Origin of the sequence: Collinsella sp. AF05-9, from assembly GCF_003465595.1 — a bacterium.
Taxonomy (GTDB): Bacteria; Actinomycetota; Coriobacteriia; order Coriobacteriales; family Coriobacteriaceae; genus Collinsella.
In genome coordinates, this window is record NZ_QSBB01000010.1 from 1 (window position 1) to 20439 (window position 20439).

General features: G+C 62.3%; 20 protein-coding genes and 2 pseudogenes. 5 read left to right on the forward strand and 17 right to left on the reverse strand.

Annotation, left to right across the window (positions count from 1 at the left end; translation table 11 throughout):
* The 13 genes and pseudogenes from DWV43_RS04575 to DWV43_RS04640 form a co-directional block, all read right to left on the reverse strand.
* Window positions 1–554: pseudogene (locus DWV43_RS04575) on the reverse strand (hydrolase Nlp/P60); the annotation flags it as partial.
* A gap of 2 nt (window positions 555–556) precedes the next feature.
* Entirely contained in the window at window positions 557–3034 is a 2478-nt protein-coding gene (locus DWV43_RS04580; protein ID WP_073293312.1) for a VirB4-like conjugal transfer ATPase, CD1110 family, read from the reverse strand.
* Complete coding sequence (locus tag DWV43_RS04585) at window positions 3003–3428, reverse strand: PrgI family protein (protein ID WP_099432729.1); 426 nt, start codon at window positions 3426–3428, stop codon at window positions 3003–3005. Before DWV43_RS04585 ends, DWV43_RS04580 begins: the two co-directional genes overlap by 32 nt.
* 12 nt (window positions 3429–3440) lie before the next feature.
* Window positions 3441–3656, reverse strand: a complete 216-nt coding sequence (locus tag DWV43_RS04590; RefSeq protein ID WP_006234636.1) for a hypothetical protein — start codon at window positions 3654–3656, stop codon at window positions 3441–3443.
* Window positions 3657–3740: 84 nt separating this feature from the next.
* Window positions 3741–5558 (reverse strand): VirD4-like conjugal transfer protein, CD1115 family, encoded by a 1818-nt coding sequence (locus tag DWV43_RS04595; protein ID WP_117817931.1) that lies wholly within the window; start codon window positions 5556–5558, stop codon window positions 3741–3743.
* Window positions 5555–6106, reverse strand: coding sequence for a hypothetical protein (locus DWV43_RS04600; protein WP_117817934.1), 552 nt, complete (start codon window positions 6104–6106; stop codon window positions 5555–5557). Before DWV43_RS04600 ends, DWV43_RS04595 begins: the two co-directional genes overlap by 4 nt.
* Before the next feature lie 56 nt (window positions 6107–6162).
* Window positions 6163–6696 carry a hypothetical protein gene (locus tag DWV43_RS04605; protein ID WP_033500213.1) on the reverse strand — a complete coding sequence of 178 codons (534 nt, stop codon included), beginning with the start codon at window positions 6694–6696 and terminating at the stop codon, window positions 6163–6165.
* 201 nt (window positions 6697–6897) lie between these two features.
* Window positions 6898–7686 carry an ATP-binding protein gene (locus tag DWV43_RS04610; protein WP_033500214.1) on the reverse strand — a complete coding sequence of 263 codons (789 nt, stop codon included), beginning with the start codon at window positions 7684–7686 and terminating at the stop codon, window positions 6898–6900.
* 14 nt (window positions 7687–7700) lie between these two features.
* A complete protein-coding gene (locus tag DWV43_RS04615; RefSeq protein ID WP_117817937.1) occupies window positions 7701–8216 on the reverse strand; it encodes a hypothetical protein in 516 nt (171 codons plus the stop codon).
* Between the two features lie 5 nt (window positions 8217–8221).
* The gene (locus DWV43_RS04620; RefSeq protein ID WP_101677788.1) at window positions 8222–8470 is read right to left on the reverse strand and encodes an AlpA family transcriptional regulator; all 249 of its coding nucleotides are present in this window, start codon (window positions 8468–8470) and stop codon (window positions 8222–8224) included.
* Between the two features lie 78 nt (window positions 8471–8548).
* Window positions 8549–8767 (reverse strand): helix-turn-helix domain-containing protein, encoded by a 219-nt coding sequence (locus DWV43_RS04630; protein ID WP_117817940.1) that lies wholly within the window; start codon window positions 8765–8767, stop codon window positions 8549–8551.
* A 738-nt stretch (window positions 8768–9505) separates the two neighbouring features.
* Window positions 9506–9925, reverse strand: coding sequence for a YjdF family protein (locus tag DWV43_RS04635; RefSeq protein WP_233539241.1), 420 nt, complete (start codon window positions 9923–9925; stop codon window positions 9506–9508).
* A 504-nt stretch (window positions 9926–10429) separates the two neighbouring features.
* Window positions 10430–11392, reverse strand: a complete 963-nt coding sequence (locus DWV43_RS04640; RefSeq protein ID WP_117817984.1) for an Abi family protein — start codon at window positions 11390–11392, stop codon at window positions 10430–10432.
* Window positions 11393–12272: 880 nt separating this feature from the next.
* On the opposite strand from DWV43_RS04640, the gene DWV43_RS04650 reads away from it, so the two are divergent.
* From DWV43_RS04650 to DWV43_RS04665, 5 genes and pseudogenes are all read left to right on the forward strand, one after another.
* Window positions 12273–12446 carry a type IV toxin-antitoxin system AbiEi family antitoxin domain-containing protein gene (locus DWV43_RS04650; protein ID WP_255413609.1) on the forward strand — a complete coding sequence of 58 codons (174 nt, stop codon included), beginning with the start codon at window positions 12273–12275 and terminating at the stop codon, window positions 12444–12446.
* Window positions 12447–12615: 169 nt separating this feature from the next.
* A complete protein-coding gene (locus DWV43_RS04655; RefSeq protein WP_117583309.1) occupies window positions 12616–12828 on the forward strand; it encodes a hypothetical protein in 213 nt (70 codons plus the stop codon).
* Between the two features lie 16 nt (window positions 12829–12844).
* Window positions 12845–13177 (forward strand): nucleotidyl transferase AbiEii/AbiGii toxin family protein, encoded by a 333-nt coding sequence (locus tag DWV43_RS04660; RefSeq protein ID WP_117817995.1) that lies wholly within the window; start codon window positions 12845–12847, stop codon window positions 13175–13177.
* Window positions 13177–13347, forward strand: a pseudogene (locus DWV43_RS10335) (IS30 family transposase); the annotation flags it as partial. The gene DWV43_RS04660 and the pseudogene DWV43_RS10335, both read left to right, overlap by 1 nt.
* 58 nt (window positions 13348–13405) lie before the next feature.
* Window positions 13406–13768, forward strand: coding sequence for a hypothetical protein (locus DWV43_RS04665; protein ID WP_117583307.1), 363 nt, complete (start codon window positions 13406–13408; stop codon window positions 13766–13768).
* A 26-nt stretch (window positions 13769–13794) separates the two neighbouring features.
* On the opposite strand, the gene DWV43_RS04670 is transcribed toward DWV43_RS04665, so the two are convergent.
* From DWV43_RS04670 to DWV43_RS04685, 4 genes are all read right to left on the reverse strand, one after another.
* Window positions 13795–14355 (reverse strand): restriction endonuclease subunit S, encoded by a 561-nt coding sequence (locus DWV43_RS04670; RefSeq protein ID WP_117817998.1) that lies wholly within the window; start codon window positions 14353–14355, stop codon window positions 13795–13797.
* A gap of 21 nt (window positions 14356–14376) precedes the next feature.
* Complete coding sequence (gene xerA, locus DWV43_RS04675) at window positions 14377–15369, reverse strand: site-specific tyrosine recombinase/integron integrase (protein ID WP_117818001.1); 993 nt, start codon at window positions 15367–15369, stop codon at window positions 14377–14379.
* A 37-nt stretch (window positions 15370–15406) separates the two neighbouring features.
* Window positions 15407–19252 (reverse strand): N-6 DNA methylase, encoded by a 3846-nt coding sequence (locus tag DWV43_RS04680; RefSeq protein ID WP_117818004.1) that lies wholly within the window; start codon window positions 19250–19252, stop codon window positions 15407–15409.
* A 370-nt stretch (window positions 19253–19622) separates the two neighbouring features.
* A complete protein-coding gene (locus DWV43_RS04685; protein WP_117856211.1) occupies window positions 19623–20369 on the reverse strand; it encodes an NAD-dependent protein deacetylase, SIR2 family in 747 nt (248 codons plus the stop codon).
* Window positions 20370–20439 lie beyond the last annotated feature (70 nt).

Genomic DNA, 20439 nt, shown 5'->3' on the forward strand with positions numbered 1-20439 from the left:
GCCGCCTCGCCCGACGCCTGCGCGGCCGCCTGGGCCGCCTGGTGCTTGGCCGGGGCGGTCGCGCCGGCTGCCTCGGGGCCGCGCGCGCCTCCCTTTGGGGCGCCGAGCGCGGTCGCCGCCTTGCGGCTGCCTTGGGCTGCTTTCTTCGCCTTCCTCTGCCGCAGCCTTCCCGCGGCCTTCTTGGCCGCACGCCCCGCGTCGTACATGCCCGAGGCGCCCTCGAGCTCCTCCGAGTCGTCGAGCTGGGAGACGGCCTCCCGGGCGATCGCCAGCTTCGCCGCATCGACGCGCGAGCGCATCGCGGCCGCCGCGCGCCGGTCGCCGGCTGGTTGGGACAATTTGTCCCCGAGCCCGCCTTCTCGCGCGTCGGGCCTGGAAGGGCGCCCCTTCGCCGTTGCGGCGGGGCCTCCCGCCTCGTCGAGCGGGCCGGCACCCTCCGAGACGTTTCCCAGGGCGTCGCGCTCGGTCTCCGCGACGTCGCCCGCGGTGAGCACGTCGCGGCGCTGCGCCCCGACCACCTCGAGCATCCCGCCGCCCTCGCTCGGGCCGGCCATTCCTATTCCTCCGCCTCTCGCGCCGCCCGGCGCATCTCGCGCTCGGCGACCTCTGCGGGCTTGGTGTTCCACAGGTCGTAGAGCGGGCCTTTCGGGAAGTCGTCGGTGATGGGCACGCGGATCCCGGCGCTGATGAGCAGGCCCTCGCCGGGCTTGACGGCGTCGCCGATGTAGCCGCGCTCCGTGGCGGAGAGCTGGAGCATCTCCGCCCATGCGTCGAGGTCGGCGGTGGACTGCTTGTGCAGCAGGAAGAACTCGGAGTTGAGCACCATGTCGCGGGCCTCGGCGTTGGCCAGCATGTGGCTCGTGTTCTGGCTGATGCCGGTGCAGATGAGGCCGAACTTGCGCCCCTCGCGCCACAGGCGGGCGAAGTACTCGACCACCGTCGGGTGCGCGAAGAGGCTCTGCACCTCGTCGATGTAGAGCCAGGTGTAGTTGGGGCGCGGCGGCGTTACCATCACGCGGTTGCGCACCATCTCGAGCGCCGTGATCATGCCGAACACGCGCATGTTCTGGCCGAGGCCGTGCATGTCGATGTTGGTGATGCGGTTGTCGAGCGCCACGTTGCTCTGGCCGTTGAAGAAGGAGAACGCGCCCTTCACGTAGCGCTCGTAGCGCAGCGCGATGTCGGCGGCCTCGGGCTCGGGCTGAGCGAGCAGCGCCGCGTGGAAGTCGCCGAGCGTGGGCAGGCGGCCGTCCCTCGCGCACTCCCGGTACGCCTCGCCGACGCAGCGGGCGATGATCGAGCGGTCGCGCTCCGGCAGGCCCTCGCGGCCCTCGGCCATGAGCGCGCTCGAGAGCGCGAGCACCGCGTCGGTCTTGTACGCGAGCTTGGCGGCGTCGGCGCGGTCCGCGACGTCGGCGGTGTCGAGGGGGTTGAGCACCGCCGAGCATCCCGGGGCGAGCTCGACGTTCGCACCGCCGAGCGCGCCGACGAGGTTGCCGTACTCGCCGGCCGGGTCGAAGATCACGACCTCGTCCTCGGGGTGCGCGAGCACGGTGTTGGTTATCTCGCGCTTCACCGAGAAGCTCTTGCCCGATCCGGGCTTGCCGCACACGAAGCCCATGGGGCTCGCCAGGCGCTTGCGGTCGCACAGCACCAGGTTCCCGCTCTCCCTGGACTGCCCGTAGTAGCCTCCGCCCGCCTCGTCGAGGCTCTGGCTCGCGAAGGGCATCTGCATGGCCACCTGCCCCGTGGTGAGGTAGCGGCTCACGGTGACGTGGTTGTCCCCGAGCGGGAGCACCGAGTTGAGAGCCTGGCGCTGCCGGAAGTGGAGCGGCTCGAGGCCGATCGTGCAGCCCTGCGCGACGCTCGTCACCTGCTGGACGCGGCGGTCGAGCTCCTCGAGGCTGTCGGCCCAGGTGTAGACGAGGCCCGTGTAGACGAACAGGCGCTCGGACTTGTTGCGCAGGAAGTCGAGCAGCTCCTCGGCCTCCTCCTTCGAGAAGCGCAGCTCGGGCGGCAGGATCTGGTAGTCGTAGCCCTTCTTCACGGCGCTCATCTGCTCGTCGATGATCTCCTTGTCCATCCAGTCGATCTGGCGCTTCACGAGCGCGAGCGCCTCGCTCTGCGCGATGGGCTGCACGTGCAGCGTCACGTTGAGCGGCAGCGGCAGGTCGATGATGGAGGCGAGGTAGGTCTCCTCGATGACCGACCCGAAGCTGCGCACCGCGAGCACCGCGCCGTAGCGCCCGTCGCTGCGGAAGCAGTCGGACCTGCCCTCGGGCTTGAAGTCGAGCGTGGAGGGCATGACGAAGTCCTTCGTGCGCGCGCCCGACGTCGGGGACAATTTGTCCCAGGAGAACTCGAAGCGCGACCCCGGGCGCAGCTGCCCCTGCAAAAGCTCGAGCCTCTCGACGCCGTCGAGGGCGCGCGACGAGCAGCGTATGCGCGCGAGCGTCTGCTCCACGTCGCCCCGGATGCGCGCGAGCTTGGGCACCGCGGCGTCGACGTCGTCGGCGCCCACGGCGTAGGTCAGGTAGCGGTGGCGCACGAGGTTCGAGACGCCCTCGCGCATCTTGTCGTTGAGGATCCGGTTGTACTCTTCGGCGAGCCCGGCGGTGGCGCGCTCTCCGGGCTCGAAGAAGACCTTGCGGCCGACCTCGTCGGCGGGGATGGGCGCGTTCACTACCTGGAGCTGCACGTGGGAGTCCGCCGGGAAGTAGTTGAACAGCGAGCTCATCACGGTGAAGGCCGTCTCGCGCGCCTCCTTGCGCGCGGACTGGTAGCTGATGTCGGAGAACTCGACCGTCTGGCTGAACACCCCGGGCATCACCTGGGCGATGCCGTCCCTGTACATGGCGTCGTAGCCGACGTAGGCGGCCATCTCGCGCGAGCGGTCGCGCTCCCGGCGGCGCCTCTGCCGCTCGGCCTCCGCGCCCTTCGAGGCGTCCTTGCGCCCGCCCGTGCCGCCGAGGAGCAGCCCGAGGGTGCTCGGGCGCTTCGGCCTATTCTCCTTGTTGCTTCTTGCTCGGCTCATAGAGCTCGGCTCCTTTCTTCCTTGCCCTGCGCCTCGCGCGACGTCCCGGGCGGCCCGGGCGCGGCGAGCCCTCGGGGAGGCTCCCGGCGAGGCAGGGCTCGTACGCGAGCAGCTGCGGGGAGAGCTCGTGGGCCGCCAAAAGCGGCAGCAGCTCCTCGGCGCGCATGCCGAAGGGCCGCCAGAACCCGGCGAGCCAGAACGGCATGCTGCAGAGCATGATCGGGAAGGCCGCGTCCGCGACGTCTGCGCGCAGGCCCAGGTGGACGAAGGCCGCCGCCCCGACCGCGCTGCCGAAGCCGAGCGACACGCATGCGAGCGTGCGCAGGCTCATCTTCCCGACGATCTTCTCCTCGTACTCCCCGATGTCCTTCTGCACCGGTATCCGGAGCGCCATCCGCGACGCCCCCTATGCCGGCAGCCAGGACGTGTCCAGCTGCCCGAAGTAGACCGACGCGGCGATGATGATCGCGCCGCCGGCGATGGTGGAAATGGCGGTCGCGATCTGCGGGCCGCCCTGCTGCTCCCTGATGGCCAGGCCGAGCGAGACCGCTCCCCACACGACCAGGAAGCCGCCGAGGAAGGTCACGCAGCCCGACACGAGCTTGATGACGTTTGCGAGCATGCTGCTCTCCTTTGCTTTCGGTTGACGATGTTCCTTGCTGCTCCTCCCCCGCGGCGGGGGAGGCCCGCGCCCTCCGCGGCCCCGTCACGAGGCGCCGTCCTTCCGCCTGCGGTACTCCGCGAAGTCGAACGGGCCGCGGCGCGTGGCCTCCTCGAGCAGGCGCGAGCGCGGGTGGCGCTCGAGCCGGTACTTCCGGTCCATGAGCGGCATGCAGCCGTTCACGAGCACGAGCGCGTCCTCGCGCGGCATGCGCGCCACCTCGGCGGGCTGTATGAGGTCGCGCTCGGAGATGCCGCGGTTCACGGTCCGGGTCCAGCCGGCGCCCCGCGAGTCGCTCTGCGTCTCGCTCGCCACCGTCTGCTTGCCGGCCATCTTGCTGATCTCCTCGTTGGTCTCGTTCGCCTTGCCGCCCAGGTAGAGCAGCGTGTCGCAGGCGTTCACGATGGTCTCGGCGTTGTTGTCGCCGTAGGTCTCCTTCAGCTGCGAGAGCGACTGGGCGATCATCGAGACGGCGATGTTCCTGCTGCGGGTGACGGCGATGGTCCGCTCGAAGTCGGGTATGCGCCCGATGTTGGCGAACTCGTCGAAGACGAAGTGCACCGTCGTGGGCAGCGAGCCGCCGTGCGCCTCGAGCGCCTCGGCGCAAAGCGCGCTCACGGCCGTATCCATGAGCAGGGCGAACAGGAAGTCGAAGGTCGAGTCGGTGTCGCTCATAGACGCGAAGAGCGCGACCTTGGCGCCCTCGTCGCCCATGTGGGCGAGGTCGAGCTCGTCTTTGGAGGTGAGGTCGCGCACGGCGCGGATGGAAAGCGGCTTCAGGCGGACGTTGCAGCTCGAGAGCATCGACTTCATGGTGTCGCCGGCGGCCACGCGGAACTCGCGGTAGCTCGCGAGCGCGAAGTCGTCGGGCGGCGCGGGCTCGCGGACCTTGACCCACTCCCACGCGCCGTCCTCCTCGGAAAAGCCGCGCAGCGATCCGCCCGCCGCCGAGGCGCCGCCGCGCCTGACGTAGCGCTCGCCGGTCTCCAGCTCGCGGAACACCATGTCGAGCGGGCTCATGTAGCCCGGGTCGTCGCGGGCGTCGGCGAGCGAGAGCAGCGTGAGCAGCCCGTCGAGGTTTCGGTCGGCGGGCTCGCAGTGCATGACGAGGTAGGCCGTGAGCGCGGTGTAGACCAGGCGCTCGGCCTTCTCCCAGTAGGGGTCGCCCTTGTGGTCGGCGTCGCCCTCGGTGTTGGCGACGATGCCGCGGGCGAAGCGGATGACGCCCGCCTCGTCGCGTATGTAGGCTATGGGGTTGAAGCGCATGGAGCGCGTGAAGTCGATGGTGTCGAACGCGCGGATCTCGTAGCCGAGCTCCGCCAGCGCGCCGCCCATCTCGCGGATGAGCGTGCCCTTCGGGTCGGTCACGAAGAAGCTGGCGTTGGCCTGCAGGAGGTTCGGCTTGACGTAGTAGCGCGTCTTGCCGGTGCCGGGTCCTCCCACCACGAGCACGTTGTCGTTGGTGTCGGTGGAGAGGTCGAACCTGCGGCTCACGAGGCGGATGCGCGCGTTGTCGGTGAGGATGATGTTGTTGTCGGGGTCCTTGGGGTCGCCGAAGGGCGCGATGTCCTTGCGCGTGGCCCACCTGGAGCTACCGTGCTCCTCGCCGTCGCGCCGGGCCCCCTTGGTCCCCAGTGAGCGGGCCCAGGCGAGGAGCGCGCCGCACGCGCAGGCGGTCCCGGCGCACAGGGGAACCGCCTCCGCGGAGAAGACGCGCCCCGCGCGGAGCGCCGCGGGGATCGCCGCCATGGCGGCCTCCGGGTCGAGGATCGGGCTCGCGCCCGACGCCGCGATTGCCGCGGCCGCGAAGTCTCCCGCGGCGAACGCCGCCGCGGCCAGCGCGGCCGCCGCCTGCCACCTCATCTCTCGGGCCCCTCGATCTGGCGCGGGCCGCGGTCCCGGCCGATGCCCTGGCTGTGGGCCCTCGACGCCTCGCGCGCCCGCTCGGCGCGCTCCGCCAGCCGCTCGGGCGCCCGGCGCCTCTCGGCGATCTCGGAGAGCCGCTCCCTTGCGCGATCGGCGGCCTTTCCCGTCTCTTGCTCCAGCTGGCGGAAGGCCTCGTCGACCTCGGGGGCGTCCTCCACCTTGAAGAGCAGCCAGTCGCGGCCCTCGCCGGGGATGATGTGGTGCTCGACCGACGCGGCGCGCAGCTTGTCGGAGACGACCTCCTTGATCGTCGCGTACTCGGGAAGCCCAGAGAGCTCCTCGAGGCTGAGCTTCGCGTAGGCCGGCACGCCGTCGGCCGCGATGGGCTCGGCGCGCCCGCCGGCGATGGTCCCGCGGATTCCCGCGAGGCGCTCGGAGAGCTCCCTCGCGCTGCGCGCCATTGCCTCGGCGCCGGCCTCCTGGCCGATCCTCAGCATCCAGTCGAGCAGCTTGCCGCCCGCCTCGTCCCCGTAGTCGCTCGCCATCCCGCGCCTCCCTTCCAGTCGAGATGAAAAAGGGCGCCTTCGCGCCCCGGTCGTCCCTATTCGGCCCCGACGGCCCTCTCGCGCGCCATTGGGGCGCGGGCTTCCTGCCCGGCGTGCGCGCGGCTCGCCTCGCGGGCGGACGCGGCGCGCTGCGCCAGCGGCTCGGGAGCCTTCTCGTGCAGATGGGCCCACTCGCCGCTGCGGCACTGCTCCGGCGTCGCCTCGCACATGTCGCGCATGGCGCGCTCGAACCGCTCGGGCTCCTGGGCGATGGCGCCGAAGCTCCAGCTCTCGAAGCCGGTCCACGCGTCGCCGTCGCGCTTGAGCGTCCACCACTCGTCGCCGCCGTTCACCTGCTGGATGAACGCGAGGTCGCGGTAGCAGAACCCCTGGCGTATGGCCCAGTTGCCCGAGCCGAGCGCCTCGCGGAGCCTGTCGACGCTGTCCGTGCGGGAGAACTCGTAGGGGTACTCCTCGAGGAACGGGTCGTCCTGCCAGTCGAAGCCGCCGACCTTGAGCCAGCCGTTCTCCTGGCACTTCTCCACGAGCCCGTCGTGCTCGCGGCCGGTTATCCTCTCGAAGCCGTCCATGGGCCCTCCGCCTTTCGTTTGTTGCTTGGCGGGCGGCGTCCTCGCGATGGGGGCACGGTGCGAGTCGGAGCAGGCGTGCGTGCCGGCGCGCCGGCGCCGCCCAAGACGTGTATAGCGATTTCGATTGCGGCGGGCATCGGGGCCGCCCGCGATGGGTCGAGCTGGGTCGAGCCGTCCGCGCCTCCACGGGAAGCGCACAAGCTAGCCGAGGCGGCGCCTGTCCCTTCCGCCCAGGTAGACGGTCCTGCAGGTCTGGGAGATCCTGCTCGCGATCGCCTCTGCCGTGACGCGCTCGCCGCGCCTTGCGAGCCTGTCCGCCAGCGCGCCCGGCGCGTAGTTCGACGTGACGATGGTCGGGCGCATGTCCTCGTAGCGCGCATCGAGCACGCTGAACACGGTGCCGACGGACCATTCCGTCGCGTCCTCCTTGCCGAGGTCGTCGAGCACGAGGACGTCGCACTTGGCGTACCGCGCGACGGCGGCCTCGGTGCCGCCCTCGTCGAACGTGGCCTTCACGCGCTCGAGCATGCCCTTGGCCGTCGTGAAGGCGACGTCGTAGCCGGCCTCGGCGAACAGCCTGGCCATGGCGGAGGCGGCGTGCGTCTTGCCGGCGCCGACGCCCCCGTGTATGTAGAGCCCGGCGCCCCCGTTGCCGGCGAACGAGGCGATGTACTCGGCGAACTCGGGGCGGTCGGCCTCGGCGGCCCAGTAGCGCCTGGGGATGCCCGCGCGCGAGAGCGCCTTCTCCCGGCGGGCGGCCTCCTCCTTGGCGGCGAGGGCCGCGCGCCTTCGCGCCTCGGACTCCCGCTCGCTGGCTGCGCCCTCGCACGGGCAGGGGGCGGCGGAGACCCAGGCGACCCTGCCCGCCAGCGCCGCGCCGAGCGGATCGAGGGCGGCGCCGCAGTGCGGGCACGCCCTCGGCTCCGGCTCGTCGAAGGAGAGCCCGGCCGCACGGGCCTGCTCCAGGGTGATGAGTCCCGCTCGGTCCATCGGGCGCCCCTTCCTTATCTTCTGAAGTCCTTGTTGTCCCTTTTGCTTATTGGGTGGCATATCGTCAGGGGTTTCCCTGTCATCTCGTCAGGGGTTCGGGCTGCGAACCCTGACGGTTCGTCACCCTTGCTCTCGGCGAACCCTGTCATTTCGTCACCCTTTCGGGCCGGGAACCCTGACGAACCGTCAGGGGTTGCCAGCGCTCCGGGCGGCAGTCTCTCGCGCACGATGCGGTACCGCTTGGTGGCGTGCCCGCGCGCCGGGGCGTGCACGCCGCACTCCTCGATGAGGCCCCGATCGAGCAGGTCGCGGATGGCGCGGTGGACGCTGCGCTCCTGCACGTTGAGGAAGCGGGCCAGGCCGCCCTTGCTCTCGAAGTAGCCGCACCCGGCGTCGCAGAAACCGAAGATGCGTGCGTAGACGAGCAGGGGAAGGCCGGAGAGGCCCAGGTCCGCCATCATGAAGTGCCGTACCGTCGTGAACTCGCGCGGGGAGGGGCCGTCGCGCCCCTTCGGGCCTGCGGCTGCCATCGGCGCTAGCCCCTTCTGGGCGAGCCGACGATGCTGTTCCGCTCGACCCATGCGACGAGCTCGTCGTGCAGCACGATGCCGTCGCGAGTCTTGCCGCCGATGTAGCGGATCGGGAACGGGTCGTCGGGGTCCTTGGCGAGCCGGTACATGGCGTCGCGGCTGATGCGCAGCATCGCGCACGCCTCGTCGGCGCCGAATATCGCGTTGGTCGATGCGATGAGCCTCACCTGGCTCCTGCTAATGCTCTTGGTCATGGTCGTCCTCGAGCTCCTTTCGTCTCGAGGCTCCCTCGCGTGCCCGGCCGCGGGCGGCTCCCGGGGCGGTCGCCGCCGTCATTTCCTGCCGCTCCTCGACTCGATGTAGGCGTCCACTGACGCCCTCGACACCAGGAGCTTCCTTCCGAGCCTGTACGAGTCGATCTCTCCCGACCAGACGAGGTCGTATGCCTTGCTCCGGCTCGCCCCCATGTACTCCTGCATCTCGATCACCGTCATCCATTCGTCCCGATCTTGGCTTCCCTCGGGCGCGGCGCATTCGGCTGTGCGTGCCATGGTTCCTCCAATCTTCCCGTGCGGCACCGCGCGAGGACACCGCACGACACCGTGTGCCTTTTCGTCTGCGCGACGATTGAACCGCCTGATGTCGATTGGTAAGCACGGCAGGAGCGGAGACGGGTCGAGCTGGGTCGAGCTGGTCGTGCCTTCACGAAACGGCTATGAGCCGCGTGCCTTAGCTCGCAGCTATGTCCCTGAAAAGTAAAAGGCGCCCATGCGGGCGCCTGCCTAGTAGCTGGAGTTGTTCGGTTGTGGTCGGAATGCTCGTCTTCCGCGGTGCTGTCGTCCGGGGTCCGGCATCTGTCGTTCGCCTCTTCTGTCGTGTTTGATGTTGCGTGTTATGCGAGCGACCTTGCGCGGGCCTGCTGGCCCGTTGCCCCAGGTGCACCCGGATAAATGGTACCCATCCGTTGGGACATGGACATCGCGGGAGGGCTGTTTGGGCAAGCTAGGATGGATGAGCGGCGGGGTTCTAAATGCAATAATTCGAGCTAAAGGGCCTTGTACTCTCTTTTGTAAAACGCGAGGGCGCAATAAACTCGACGATCCCCCTGAACCTTTTCTGAACGAATCAGCTCTTAGGCGGTATGACGCGACACGCATCGGTAGTGCTCGGACTGGGTTAGTCATCGAGTGGGTATAGAACATACGTTCTGTATAACGTTATAGCACCAGGTGGCAGGCGTAGTTTCAATCGAAGCTACGCCTGCTGCTATATATGGGTTGATGGTGGTATCAATGACCGCGATGCTTCTGTTTGCGCTTCAGTTTTCGCTGCTCGAAGCGCGCCTCCGCCTCATCCGCGCGACGCTGGCTTCTTGCTTGAGCCGATTCCCGCTTCATCGTCTCCCGCTGATTCGCGAGCGCCTGCTGCGCCTTGGTGCTCATCGCCGGCTGCTTAAGTGCTTTCGCCGCCTCGCGGGCGCGTCGCTTGGGGTTCTTCGCGGGCTTGCTCGCCTCGGTCGAATCGTGACCGAAGAACGAGAGCTTCGCCCATTTGTTGACAACGAATCGCAGGATCTCCTCATTGGACGGTTCTGCGCCGAAGACGATGCGGGCGGCGCCGTATCTGCCGTCCTCGACATGCTCCGCCAGCCCGACCCAGAATTGGCCGTCGTGATATACGGTCAGGGTGGATGACACGCTGATCTGCATGGCTGGTTCCTCCTTTATGTAGATGACCATGCAGAGAAGGGACAACCAAGGAGGCAGGTTACTGATGCGGACTCCCGCACGCCCACGACTACCCGACGGGGACTGTGTTTTCATCTCTGATGGTTGGATTGTAGCACGTGCGGATTCACGATGTTGATTGCCGGCGCCTAGACGGAGATGAAGGCGGTTCGATCTAGGTCAAGCCGGTCGCTCATTCATGAAGCGGCCGATTCCCTGAAAATAAAAGGCGCCCACGAGGACACCTACAGGCTATCTTCGAACTACTTGGTTTGGGGCAGACGGAGGAAAAAATAGGGCAGAATCGCTCTCACGATCCCGCCCCGCAAACCCGAGGGTTTCTAACTGGCTCCATTATTCCGGGCTTCTCAGTTCTGTCATTGACCCAGGTATCACCCGTCTCCTATAGCGAGTGAATATAAAAATAGGGCAGAGTCGCTTGCGCAAGTCCGCCCCTAAAACCGTGAAGGTTTTGCTATCTGCACGCTATTTTACCAACCCGAGCGATTCTGTCAACCTGCGAAGGAACTCGAGCGCGGAGCGAGCTGCGGCGTCGGGCCCCTTGTCGGGCAGCGCCTCGGTTTCGCCGTCGGCCCTGGCGAACATCTCGGCGAGCTCGGATGCGGCGCGCGAGCGCGAGGAGCCCTCGGGTACCAAGCCGGAGTGCGCCACGAGCACGGTCGCGACCTCCTGCATGGCCGTATTCCCCATCCACTTCCTCCTGGTCGCCTTGGGAATTCCCACGGCGGCGACCCTTCGGGAGACGCCGCTGGACGCCGAGCCCCGGGCGGCGCCCCTCTCGGCGAAGCAGTTGATCAGGCACGAGCCGTGCGCGGCGCAGTTGCGGACGGACTTCACGCGCTTGAGGTCGTAGTGGGAGGCCTCGAGGCGCCTGTCGCCCCATCGCCTGGCGCAGAAGCGCACGAAGTCGATGAGGGTGCCGAACGAGGTGAGCTCAAGGAAGGCCCAGGCAGGCATGTCGCCGGAGTACTTCGCGTAGAGGCTCGAGCTGTAGGGGCTGCGGCCGCTCATCTTGAGCTCGCGCAGGCGGTACTCCCTGTTTGCAGTGGTAAGCGATGCCATGTAGTCGGCCACGATGGCGTAGCCGTCCTCTCCGCGGTCCTCCATCTCGCGAAGCAGTGTCACCTTCTGGAAATGCTCGATGTCGAGCGTCATGCCGAGCAGGGCGTGGCGCAGCTCCTGGTCGAGCGCCGCGAGCAGGCGCAGCTGGCCGAAGTCGAGGTCTACGTAGCGGCCGTCGCGCGGGCCTCCCTCGTATTTCGAGAAGAGTTTGCGGTAGGATGCGAGCTTGAAGAAGTTGCACTTGTCGCGCAGGTAGTCCGCGGCCTCTTCCTCGGAACACAGCTCGAAGGCTACGCCCTTCTGCTTGAGGTGCTCTATCTGCTGCTCGATCGTGAGGATCGGCTTCCTATCGTGGGGTTCGGCCATGCTCGTTCTCCTGTCATAAAAAGTATTGCCTATTTTACCAGCATGTCCTCGACATTCGGTGGAAGCCTCATCGTCGACTCATGGGCAAGCCGCCCGATACGACTCCCTTTCCCTGTCAGTAGTGCAGTCGCCTGACCTGCGGCTTTGGAATCTCGTTGGAAGCCGCTCGCGACCAATCATTTGCAGTTGTTGCGAGTGGCTTGCGCGTGATGCTGCGGTTGAGTTTCAGAAACGGGCGATTCCGCCCAATTGGGCACCCGAATCACGGTCGGAAGCTCCTTTGGGACAAAAACAAAAACTCAATGCCCTGAGTTTGAAAAAAGTTTTTGAGGTTGTCCCAACTTTTGTCCCCGAAGCCGACGAAACGCGACATCGCGTCATTCGGCGGCACGCGTTCCGTGTCGATGCCGAAAACTGGGTGCAACTGGAATGACGGGACGGCAGAACCGAAGCCACCAGCGAAATAGTGGGAATAACAGCCCTCGAACCCTTTGGTTCGAGGGCTTTCTTTTTGCATCTCTACCTGGGAAAACGACCCAATTATTCCCGTGTGTCCCTACTGGGCGGTACAACGGAGTACTCGGCGGTACGGGAATAATTAGGCCCTGCGGGAATAATTCACAATTCGGGTCCCCCGAAGGCCGATTTCGAGCGGATGAAACTGACTTGAAACTGCGAGGCGGATTCAAGCCCTCTTCAATTGCATTCGCCCAGGTCAACAAATGGGAATAAAGAAATGCGAAAATCGGTTTCCGCAGTTTCAGTGACCCCGAATGCCGCCGAATAACGCCGTGTATTCTGAGCGTATTGCTTGCATTGTTGCATTATTTTCCACAATGCAAGCATGGAATAAATCGAAGTCATACGAGCCACCAACGACATCGCCTCTTCCCAAAGGGGGCTCTTCACATCTGTGCAGGCGAAGGTGCTCGGCGTCGAGCGGTACGCGCTCTCGAGGCGGGAAGGGCTCGGCAACATAGAGAGGCTCGCGAAGGGCGTCTACCGCATGGGCGGCTCGCCGAGCACGCGGGAGGAGGACGTCCTCGCGGCCTGACTGTCGATCGACCCGGGGAGGCGCCCCGTCGCCATGGGGGCGACGGCTGCATGGCTCTACGGCATCGGCGAGGTCAGCCCCTCGCCCTACGAGTTCTGCACGCCCGAGAGAAAGCAGACTAAGCGCCCGAACCTGATTCATCAGGAAGCGCCGCCTCGACCCGAAGGACGTGGCGATCGTCTCGGACATCCCGGCGACGAGGCCCTGGCTCACGGTGGTGGACCTGATAGACTCCGGGGAGGAACTGAGCCTGGTCGCGAACGTGCTCGCGGACGCGCTCGAAAGGGGCCTCGTCGAAGACGAGGGCGCGCTGAGGGAGAAAATCGACGCCGGGGGGCAAAAGCCGGGATGTCGGCGGGGGCCAGCCTGTACGATTCGTTAGCTAGGAGGCGGGAAGAATGACGTACGAGAACGGCGGTCAGCTCGACAGGGCCCTGAAGAGGGCCGTTCGCGACAGGGGCGGTGACCCCGGGGACGGCTGTCGTCGGGCTTTGCGCGACCGGTTCCTGCGCAGGGTGTTCAGCAACCCCGACGGCCGGTTTATCCTCAAGGGCGGAAGCGGGCTGCTCGCGCGCATCCCCGACGGCCGCGTCACGCGCGACATCGACTTCGCGACGGCATCTGTGTTTGATAGCGTTCAATTTACGGGTTGGGGCTGCGGTGGAAATCCTGGACCAAAAGAGGACCGGGATTTCCACCGCAGCCCCAACCCGAAAATCAGGCTTGACTAAACACAGACGGTCTGCTGCGCGAGTACTTCCCGAAGGGGACCGGCTTCTCTGCGGTCTCGGACGAGGAGGTCGAGCGGGTGTACGATGCCATCAACCGCAGGCCCCACAAGCGCCTGGGGTTCAGGACGCCCTACGAGGTCCACTACTCAGGGGTGTTGCAGTTGCTCTGAGAATTCAAGCTCGAAAAGGCGCAAGCAAAGGTATCTTGACTACGCTCTAAAGCGTGGCGTGAAGTCCGGCATCGTTGACGCGCTGAGGCTTCAGGGAATTGCCGCGAGCGAGGTTGATGCAGTTTCTGTTGTGGTTGACGAGCATTCGACTTCGATCGACGGAAAGTACAACCTGGCAGAATCGGTTGATGAGGAGCTGCGCTGCGGCATGTTCAACCCAACGTGGCAGACCTCCTACCCTCCTGTATTTAGCGACTGGCTGCCCAAGATTCCAGTCTCCTATGTCGACTCCTCCAAGGTGGCTATGGTGAGGGCGGCTGACGTGACGGCGAACTGGGCATTTATGGCCGAGCGCGACAAAGAGACATATCCGCGAGCCTACGAGATGCTATCAAAGGCGACGGTCCTCGGGCTTCTGTAGCGTTGGACATGTAACTATCTGTCTTTTCAAAAGCCGTGAAGATCTTGGTGGATGATAAATTGCGATTTGTCCGCCTCGGCAGCGAAGTCGGCGAACTCCTGTTGGAGGGACAACGGGGGAATTGCAATGGGAATAGCGGCCAAGTCTGCTGCGCTGATATTTGCCTGATGGACACTTCCCTTCGCTATATTACGAAGGACTCGCTTTCCTTCCTTTGAATTCAGGTAACCAGATACATATTCGGCAGAGCTGTGGTCAGCGAACCTTACGCACACGATGTACCCAGCAATAACCATGGTCTCTGACTGATGAAAAACGCAAGTTTTCCCAACCTTGTCAATGCTGTTGGTTCGATTAAAAAGCAAATCGCCATAGCGGACGGTAGCATTTTCGAGAGCTTGGCCCTTTAGGGTGATTCGCTTTGTATCGGTTAGGTCAAGGATGCCGTCGTCGGTGATATTGTTCATTCGGATGTAGACATAATCGCCATCGGCGCCGGCTTTTGCTGAAGTGCCGTAGTGCATTTCTATGCTGTAGTTGCCAATTGTTTCGATTGGCCATGATGCGTGCGTCTTGGTTCTAAACATCTCGACAAACCGTGATTTGACTTAACAGATATACCTTCTATGAGAGTCCCTTACGTTGTCCTGATCGACCATTGCGTACATCAACGTTGTGTCAATCTTTTGATGGCCAAGCAGCTTCTGCACCTGCTCGATGGGCATTCCTTTTCCAATTGCTTTGGTGGCCAGCGTTCTCCTGAACTTATGTGGGTGGACGTGTTTGACGCCTGCTTTTGTTCCCAAGGAGCGAAGGCGGAGCTCGACTCCGCTTACTTGCAGCCTGGAACTCGGCTTTGTGAGACTACAGAATAGCGCGGCGACGTTATCGCTGCGTTCTTGCAGGTAGTTGTTTAGGTGCAGCTTTGTAGTTGCATCAAAATAGACGACTCTCTCTTTGTTGCCCTTTCCGAGTACAATGCACTCTCGCCGATTTAGATCAACGTCTTCTCGATTGAGCGAGACGAGTTCGCCTATTCTCATCCCTGTTGAACTAAGAAGGTTGATGATTGCCAGATCCCTCTTGCAAGAACAGGCGTCTGTGAGGGCTATAAGTTCTTCATCAGAATATACGGACTTGACCGTTCTCTTTGAGCGAATCTTTTTAATGCGTCGTGCAGGGCTTTTGAGTATATGGTTCTCGTCTTCAAGCCAAGAGAAGAATGACGACAGGATGCGCCTGACGTTGTCGACGGTGATGCTCCCCGCGTTATTACCTATGGGATATTCGCTCAGGTATGTTCGTAAGTCATCTGAACTAATCCGGATAATTGGTTTTTTGATTGCTTCGAGCGCCCTTGTAAGTGTGGCCTTGTAGTACCTGATGGTCTTAGGCGAGCATCCCTCGATGGTTTTGGCTGCGAGGAATCGCTCCATGTACTTTGAGGCCTCGTCTTCGACATTGCTGAGCGCGTTCACTTCAAGTTCGATGCCCCTGAGTTCGCTCATAAGGACGCTCTCGAGATACGAAAGCACTTCGCCGCTAACGAGTGCCTGCATTTTTGTGAGAACCGCGTTTGCTATTTCGACCGTCGTGTGCATCAGTTCCTCCCATCCCGATATGGATGGGAGGAACGTATCACGCGAGGAATCGGTTTAGAAGGGCGTCGCGCTCTGCGGAAAGGGCGTCGACCTCTTGCTCAAGTGCAAATTGCGATTTGTCGACCTGGGCGACGAAGTCGGCGAACTCTTGCTGAAGCTCAAGGGGAGGCAAGGGAACCGTCATTCTCTTTAGATCTTCTTTGGTAATTGCCTCCCTTGTTGCTCCAGCCGCTCTTGAGCCGTTTAGCAGGAGTCTCTGATACGAATCACTGATCAGCACCGTGTTCAATAGCACCGGTAGCATCCGTTTTTGGTCGACTCTGACAATTGAGACATGCTGATTAACACGTCCACCAGCCAATTCATCCGGCAAAAGACATGAACGAGCAACCGAAGCGCCAGTAATATTCAGAAGCACGTCACCCTTCATCAGCGTGACGCCTTCTAGTTTTGCGGCTTGTTCATCATCAATACAAGCAAGGTCCTTCCACACGAAACGACCGTTGTGAACATTCATACTTCTGACCAGCGGAACACCTTCGGCCTTGTATGCCGTTTTGCCGCCTCGTGGTGTTGCTCCGGAACCCAACTTGGTACAGAGGTCTTCAAGCCTAACGAAAGGCCATTTTTTACCATCGACCGGATCGCCAAATACCTCTACAAACCGTGATTTGACGCTTTCCTTGAGAGCGGCGATTTGCTGTCTTTTGCTATTGATTTCATCTGTTAAGCGATTGAAACCGTCGATGAGGGCTCTCTGCTCGGAGAGCGTCGGGACTGGGATGGGGTATTTGAGCAGCTCATTCTTGTCTCCGCGAGGCCTGCCGGTTCCCGTGAAGGTGGACATATCGTAGTCGAAGAAGTCCTTCTGCCACAGGAGCAGATGGAGGAACTCGGGCAATAGGCTGTCGGTATTTATGCTTCGGAATACCAAAACGTCCTTGGAGCACGCCCCATCGCGGTCTGCGAGCCAAATCTTCTGCAGATAGGGGCGAATATTGGAGACGAGCGTGTCTCCCTTCTTGTATGCGGTGCCAGCACTTGCCGGAAGCTCTCCGCTATAGGCGGTTATGCCGCCACGATCCTTGACCATGTTCTCCGTTGTTACGTAAGTGTCGGTGGTGATGGAACTCTGGGCCACGCTGTTGGTAACGTAGGATGTGATGTCTCTAAGCGTCTTGACTACGGTGCCCTGGGCGAACGAGCGGGGCTTGTAGAAAGAGCGGGGAATCGTAAGAGTCTCGTCGAACTTCTCGGCATCAAAGTCGATGAAATCGGTGGTCTTGGCATAGTAGTAGTACTGGGCAAGGTCGCCGGGCTCAACCTGCTCGCCGGAGAACCATGCTCTGATGATGCCGCTTAGCGAGTTCGTGTCGTCCGATTCGTCGTCCGAATAGAGCACGCCCTCACCATCGATGGGCTGTATCCCCTCGTTGCCTTTGCGATTGCTCCATTTGTAGCCAAGGAAAGAGGCGATTTCCTTGGTCGTGTTAGGTGAGTTGATGATGAGCGTCTGTTCGCCGCAGACGAGACCCCAAACGCGCAGGCGTTTGCGCTCTTCCTTGTGCGCATAGCGATAGAACAGCTCGTTCTCTGCTTTGAGCTGTGAGTTCTTGTCGGCCGCCTTCCAAGTCTTGCTCTTTCGAAGGGTCTTGAGCTCCTTCGATGATTCGAAAAGATGGCAATAAACGTTGAAGTGGCGAGTGTTTGCCCATTCGTTCCAGCCAGCCTCTCCTGCGAGAAAAGCCCGGTAAGTATCTCCGTCTACATTAATTGTGTCGAGATAAGCGTTGAAAGCGCTTTCGTCTTTCCAACCAGTGAGCTTCCTGCGCTCAAAAACAGCGTCAACGAAATCAAGTGCGTTCGCATTGCGGGGCGGGATCTCGTCAAAGCGACGTAGGAACATAATTGCGACGTTTGTTCCTGTGGCCGCGAATGTGCCTGATCCAAACCTGGCGATGGAGACGATCTCGAAGGAGCTCAAAAGCACATCGCGTGCGGCCATGAAACTCGAGCTCGTGCTCTTGTCGAGGATCGAGGTGGGGAGGACAATGGCGGCGTAGCCTCCGGGCCGAACAAGCTGTGCCGCACGCTCGACAAAGAGGGTCTCGATTTCCGAGCCGCTATCGCTGATGGTTTCCAGCACTTTGAGTTCGTTGTTGTGAAGCTTGAGATGCGGTTTGAAGGCCGCGACAGAGTACGGGGGATTGGCGACAAGAATGTCGAAGCGTCCCCTGTCGGTTCGGCTGTCGATTCCCTTGTCGGGATAATTTTCAAGTCCGTCGCCGAAGACCACGTTGCCCTGCCCTGCGCCATGCATGTAGAACGAGACCTTGGAAACGCGAGCGAGTCGATAGTCCTTCTCGATGCCGACGAGATTGTCTCTGACCCAGTCGGCGTCTCCGAGGTCATCCTCTATGGTCGGATCATATTGGCATGCGGCGTCGGAGATTTCTTCGAACCCTTCTGTGAGAAAGTGCCCCGCGCCGCAGGCGTAATCGATAACGCGTGGATAGTGCACGGCACCAGCCTCGTCCTGCACGATGCTGTCGAGTGGGAGTGACTTCCAAATAAAACGGGTGATGGGCACAGGTGTGAAGAATTGGCCCTCGTTTTGCTTAAAGCCCTGATTAAGGAGCTGTTCGAAGAGGTCGCCCAAGAATTGAATGTCTTGAGTTCCTACGATGCGATACGGCTGTAGAAGTTGCACCGTCTCTACGAGTACCTTGCCGTTCTGAAGAAAGAGTTCCTCGTTGTGGACGTCTTTGAACGCAAAGTCATTGTTGGTATAAAATTTAAGCTTGCGCAGCGTGCCGTTCAGCTCCTCGATGAGCTGCTTGCGGTGCTGGCCCGTATAGTTGCTTATGAGGTTTTCGGCGTAGTTGTTGGGAACGTACAGGACCTCTTCCCGCATGAGCTTTCTCATGCCGTCTGAGTGGAGTCTCTGGAGTCTGTCCTGGAGCGTTTCGTAGGTGTCTCGTCCTTGGCGGTATTGGAACTCAATCTCCTGGGTTGGCATTTTCGAGAGCTCGTCTTGGAGCTTCGCGATAAAGAGCGCAATAAGGCGATTGAAGGCGTTCTCTTTATCGGAGACGTTGTTGTGGCGGAGGATTTCCTCGAAGCGGTTGACGATGCTGTCTTCGGCCCTGAAGTCGACAAGGTCCTTCTTGAGAAGGGGAGGAACCATCGGGTGGTATGCCGTCGACCTATCGCCAAAGAGGATGTTTCCCTCGACTTGTTGGTTGTACGTTTCCGTCCAAACTTGATGGAGCTGTTCCACTGTATGGGCGTCGCGGTAGAGCGCAATGGTGTCATCGCGTTTGGCGAGCGCGATGAAGTTCTCGTCATCGCTGCAGTTAATTGAAACCTGGTCTAACACAATTTCGTTGTTGATGAAATCGCATGCAAAGAGTACCAACCAGCGAGTCGCGCGCTCTTGTTGCCAATAGGAGAGGAGTTGCCCTCCGTCTGACTGCATGTTCTTGAATTCGTTTTTGAACTCGGTTCCAGGGGTCTTGCATTCGACGATTGCGAGTGTGTCGCCCCTCTCGTCATTAATGCAGATATCAGCGCGGCCGCTCTTTTGTTCGTGCCCAAGGGCCCATTCGCGCTCCAGCTCGAGTGATTCGGGGCGATATCCTTTGTCGAGGAGCATGGTTACGCAGGCGAGTACGACGAAGTTCTCGTTATCGGAGAAGTTACAAGTTGTGTCTTTGTTGACCTTGAACCCCAGGTCTTTCGGGTAGCCGATGCGTTTCTTGGAAAAATCGACCGTGATTTGTGCGCTGGTCTCTTCCCAGGATTTCTGATAAACGGTGCCGTCGCCCGACGGCTCGTAGCACAGAGCCCTAAGTGCGTCGCGAAGATTGTCCAGCGTAATCATCTAATGTCTCCGTAGCTGCGAGGTGAAAACACAATTCGCTAATATTATCGCAGAGGGCACCGTAAGAACGTAGTGTGATTGGCGGTGCTGCTGCTTGCCGGGGCATTTGATTGGATGATGACGCGCACGGGGCGGGATTCGCCAGTCCGCTAAGCCACGCTGGCAACAGTAGCGTACCAGGCGGTTGCTTGCAGAGATCCTCACGCGCGCCGTGCTTGAACCACTGGAGGTACGTGTTTCTCGTCGTGCGTCCATCGGTGACCGATCCGCCTTTTACTAAACAAGTTTATCGAGCGCGCGAAGCGATTGAGCCAATGGCGAAGCTCCAACTTATTCGTCAACTCATGGGCAAGCCACCCGAGACTACTCATTAAGCGTCCACGCATGAAACACGGCGCGATGAACTGCGCTGCTCGTCGCCCGTTCGCGCCGCCGAGAGCAGCATGCTCAAATCGGCCAGAATCGCCTCTGCCTTGCTTCCAAGCTGCAGCGGAGCCGAGTCGCCCGAGATGTTTACGCTCAGCAGGTGCGCATCCGGCAGCTTCGCGGTCATGCTCCAGAACGGGAGCGTGATGATGCCCGGGGTCATCTCGCCCACGCCGAGCTCCAGCAACAGCACGCGGCGATCGCTGCGCTCGCGCACGAAGCGCTCATATCGTCCGAGGCTCTCGCGCCATGCCGCACCCTGCAGAAACGTGTCGTCGCGCACCCACGGCACGAGCTGCCAGCCGCAATGCGGGTATCGGGGGACGTCCTCGCTGCGGATCTCGAACCCCGCCATGCCCGCGAGCATGCGCTCGACGTAGGGGCTCGCCTCGAAGAGCTCGTCGCAGCATGGCTGCTTGCACTGAAGGTGCGCGAAGCTTCCCTGATAGTTGCAGATTCTCTCGTCGGGAAACGTCTTCTCGACCTGGGTGTCCACATTGGTGCTCAGGATGAAGTAGTCCTTATGGCCGATGAGGGACCGTAGGTCGAGATAGGGCTGCGAGGCCAGCTCGCGCAGCATGAAGTCGATGTATCGCGCGTAGTAGGCCCATTGCTGCTCGAGGCTGGGGTAGAGGTGGTAAAAGCCGTCGAAAAGGCTCTTGACTACTTTCGATTGATGCTCAGTGCCCATTGTATTCGCTACGATTAAACTCGGCACAGGGGGTACTGGTTTTCCGTGCGAAAACGCTCATGCCGCTAAA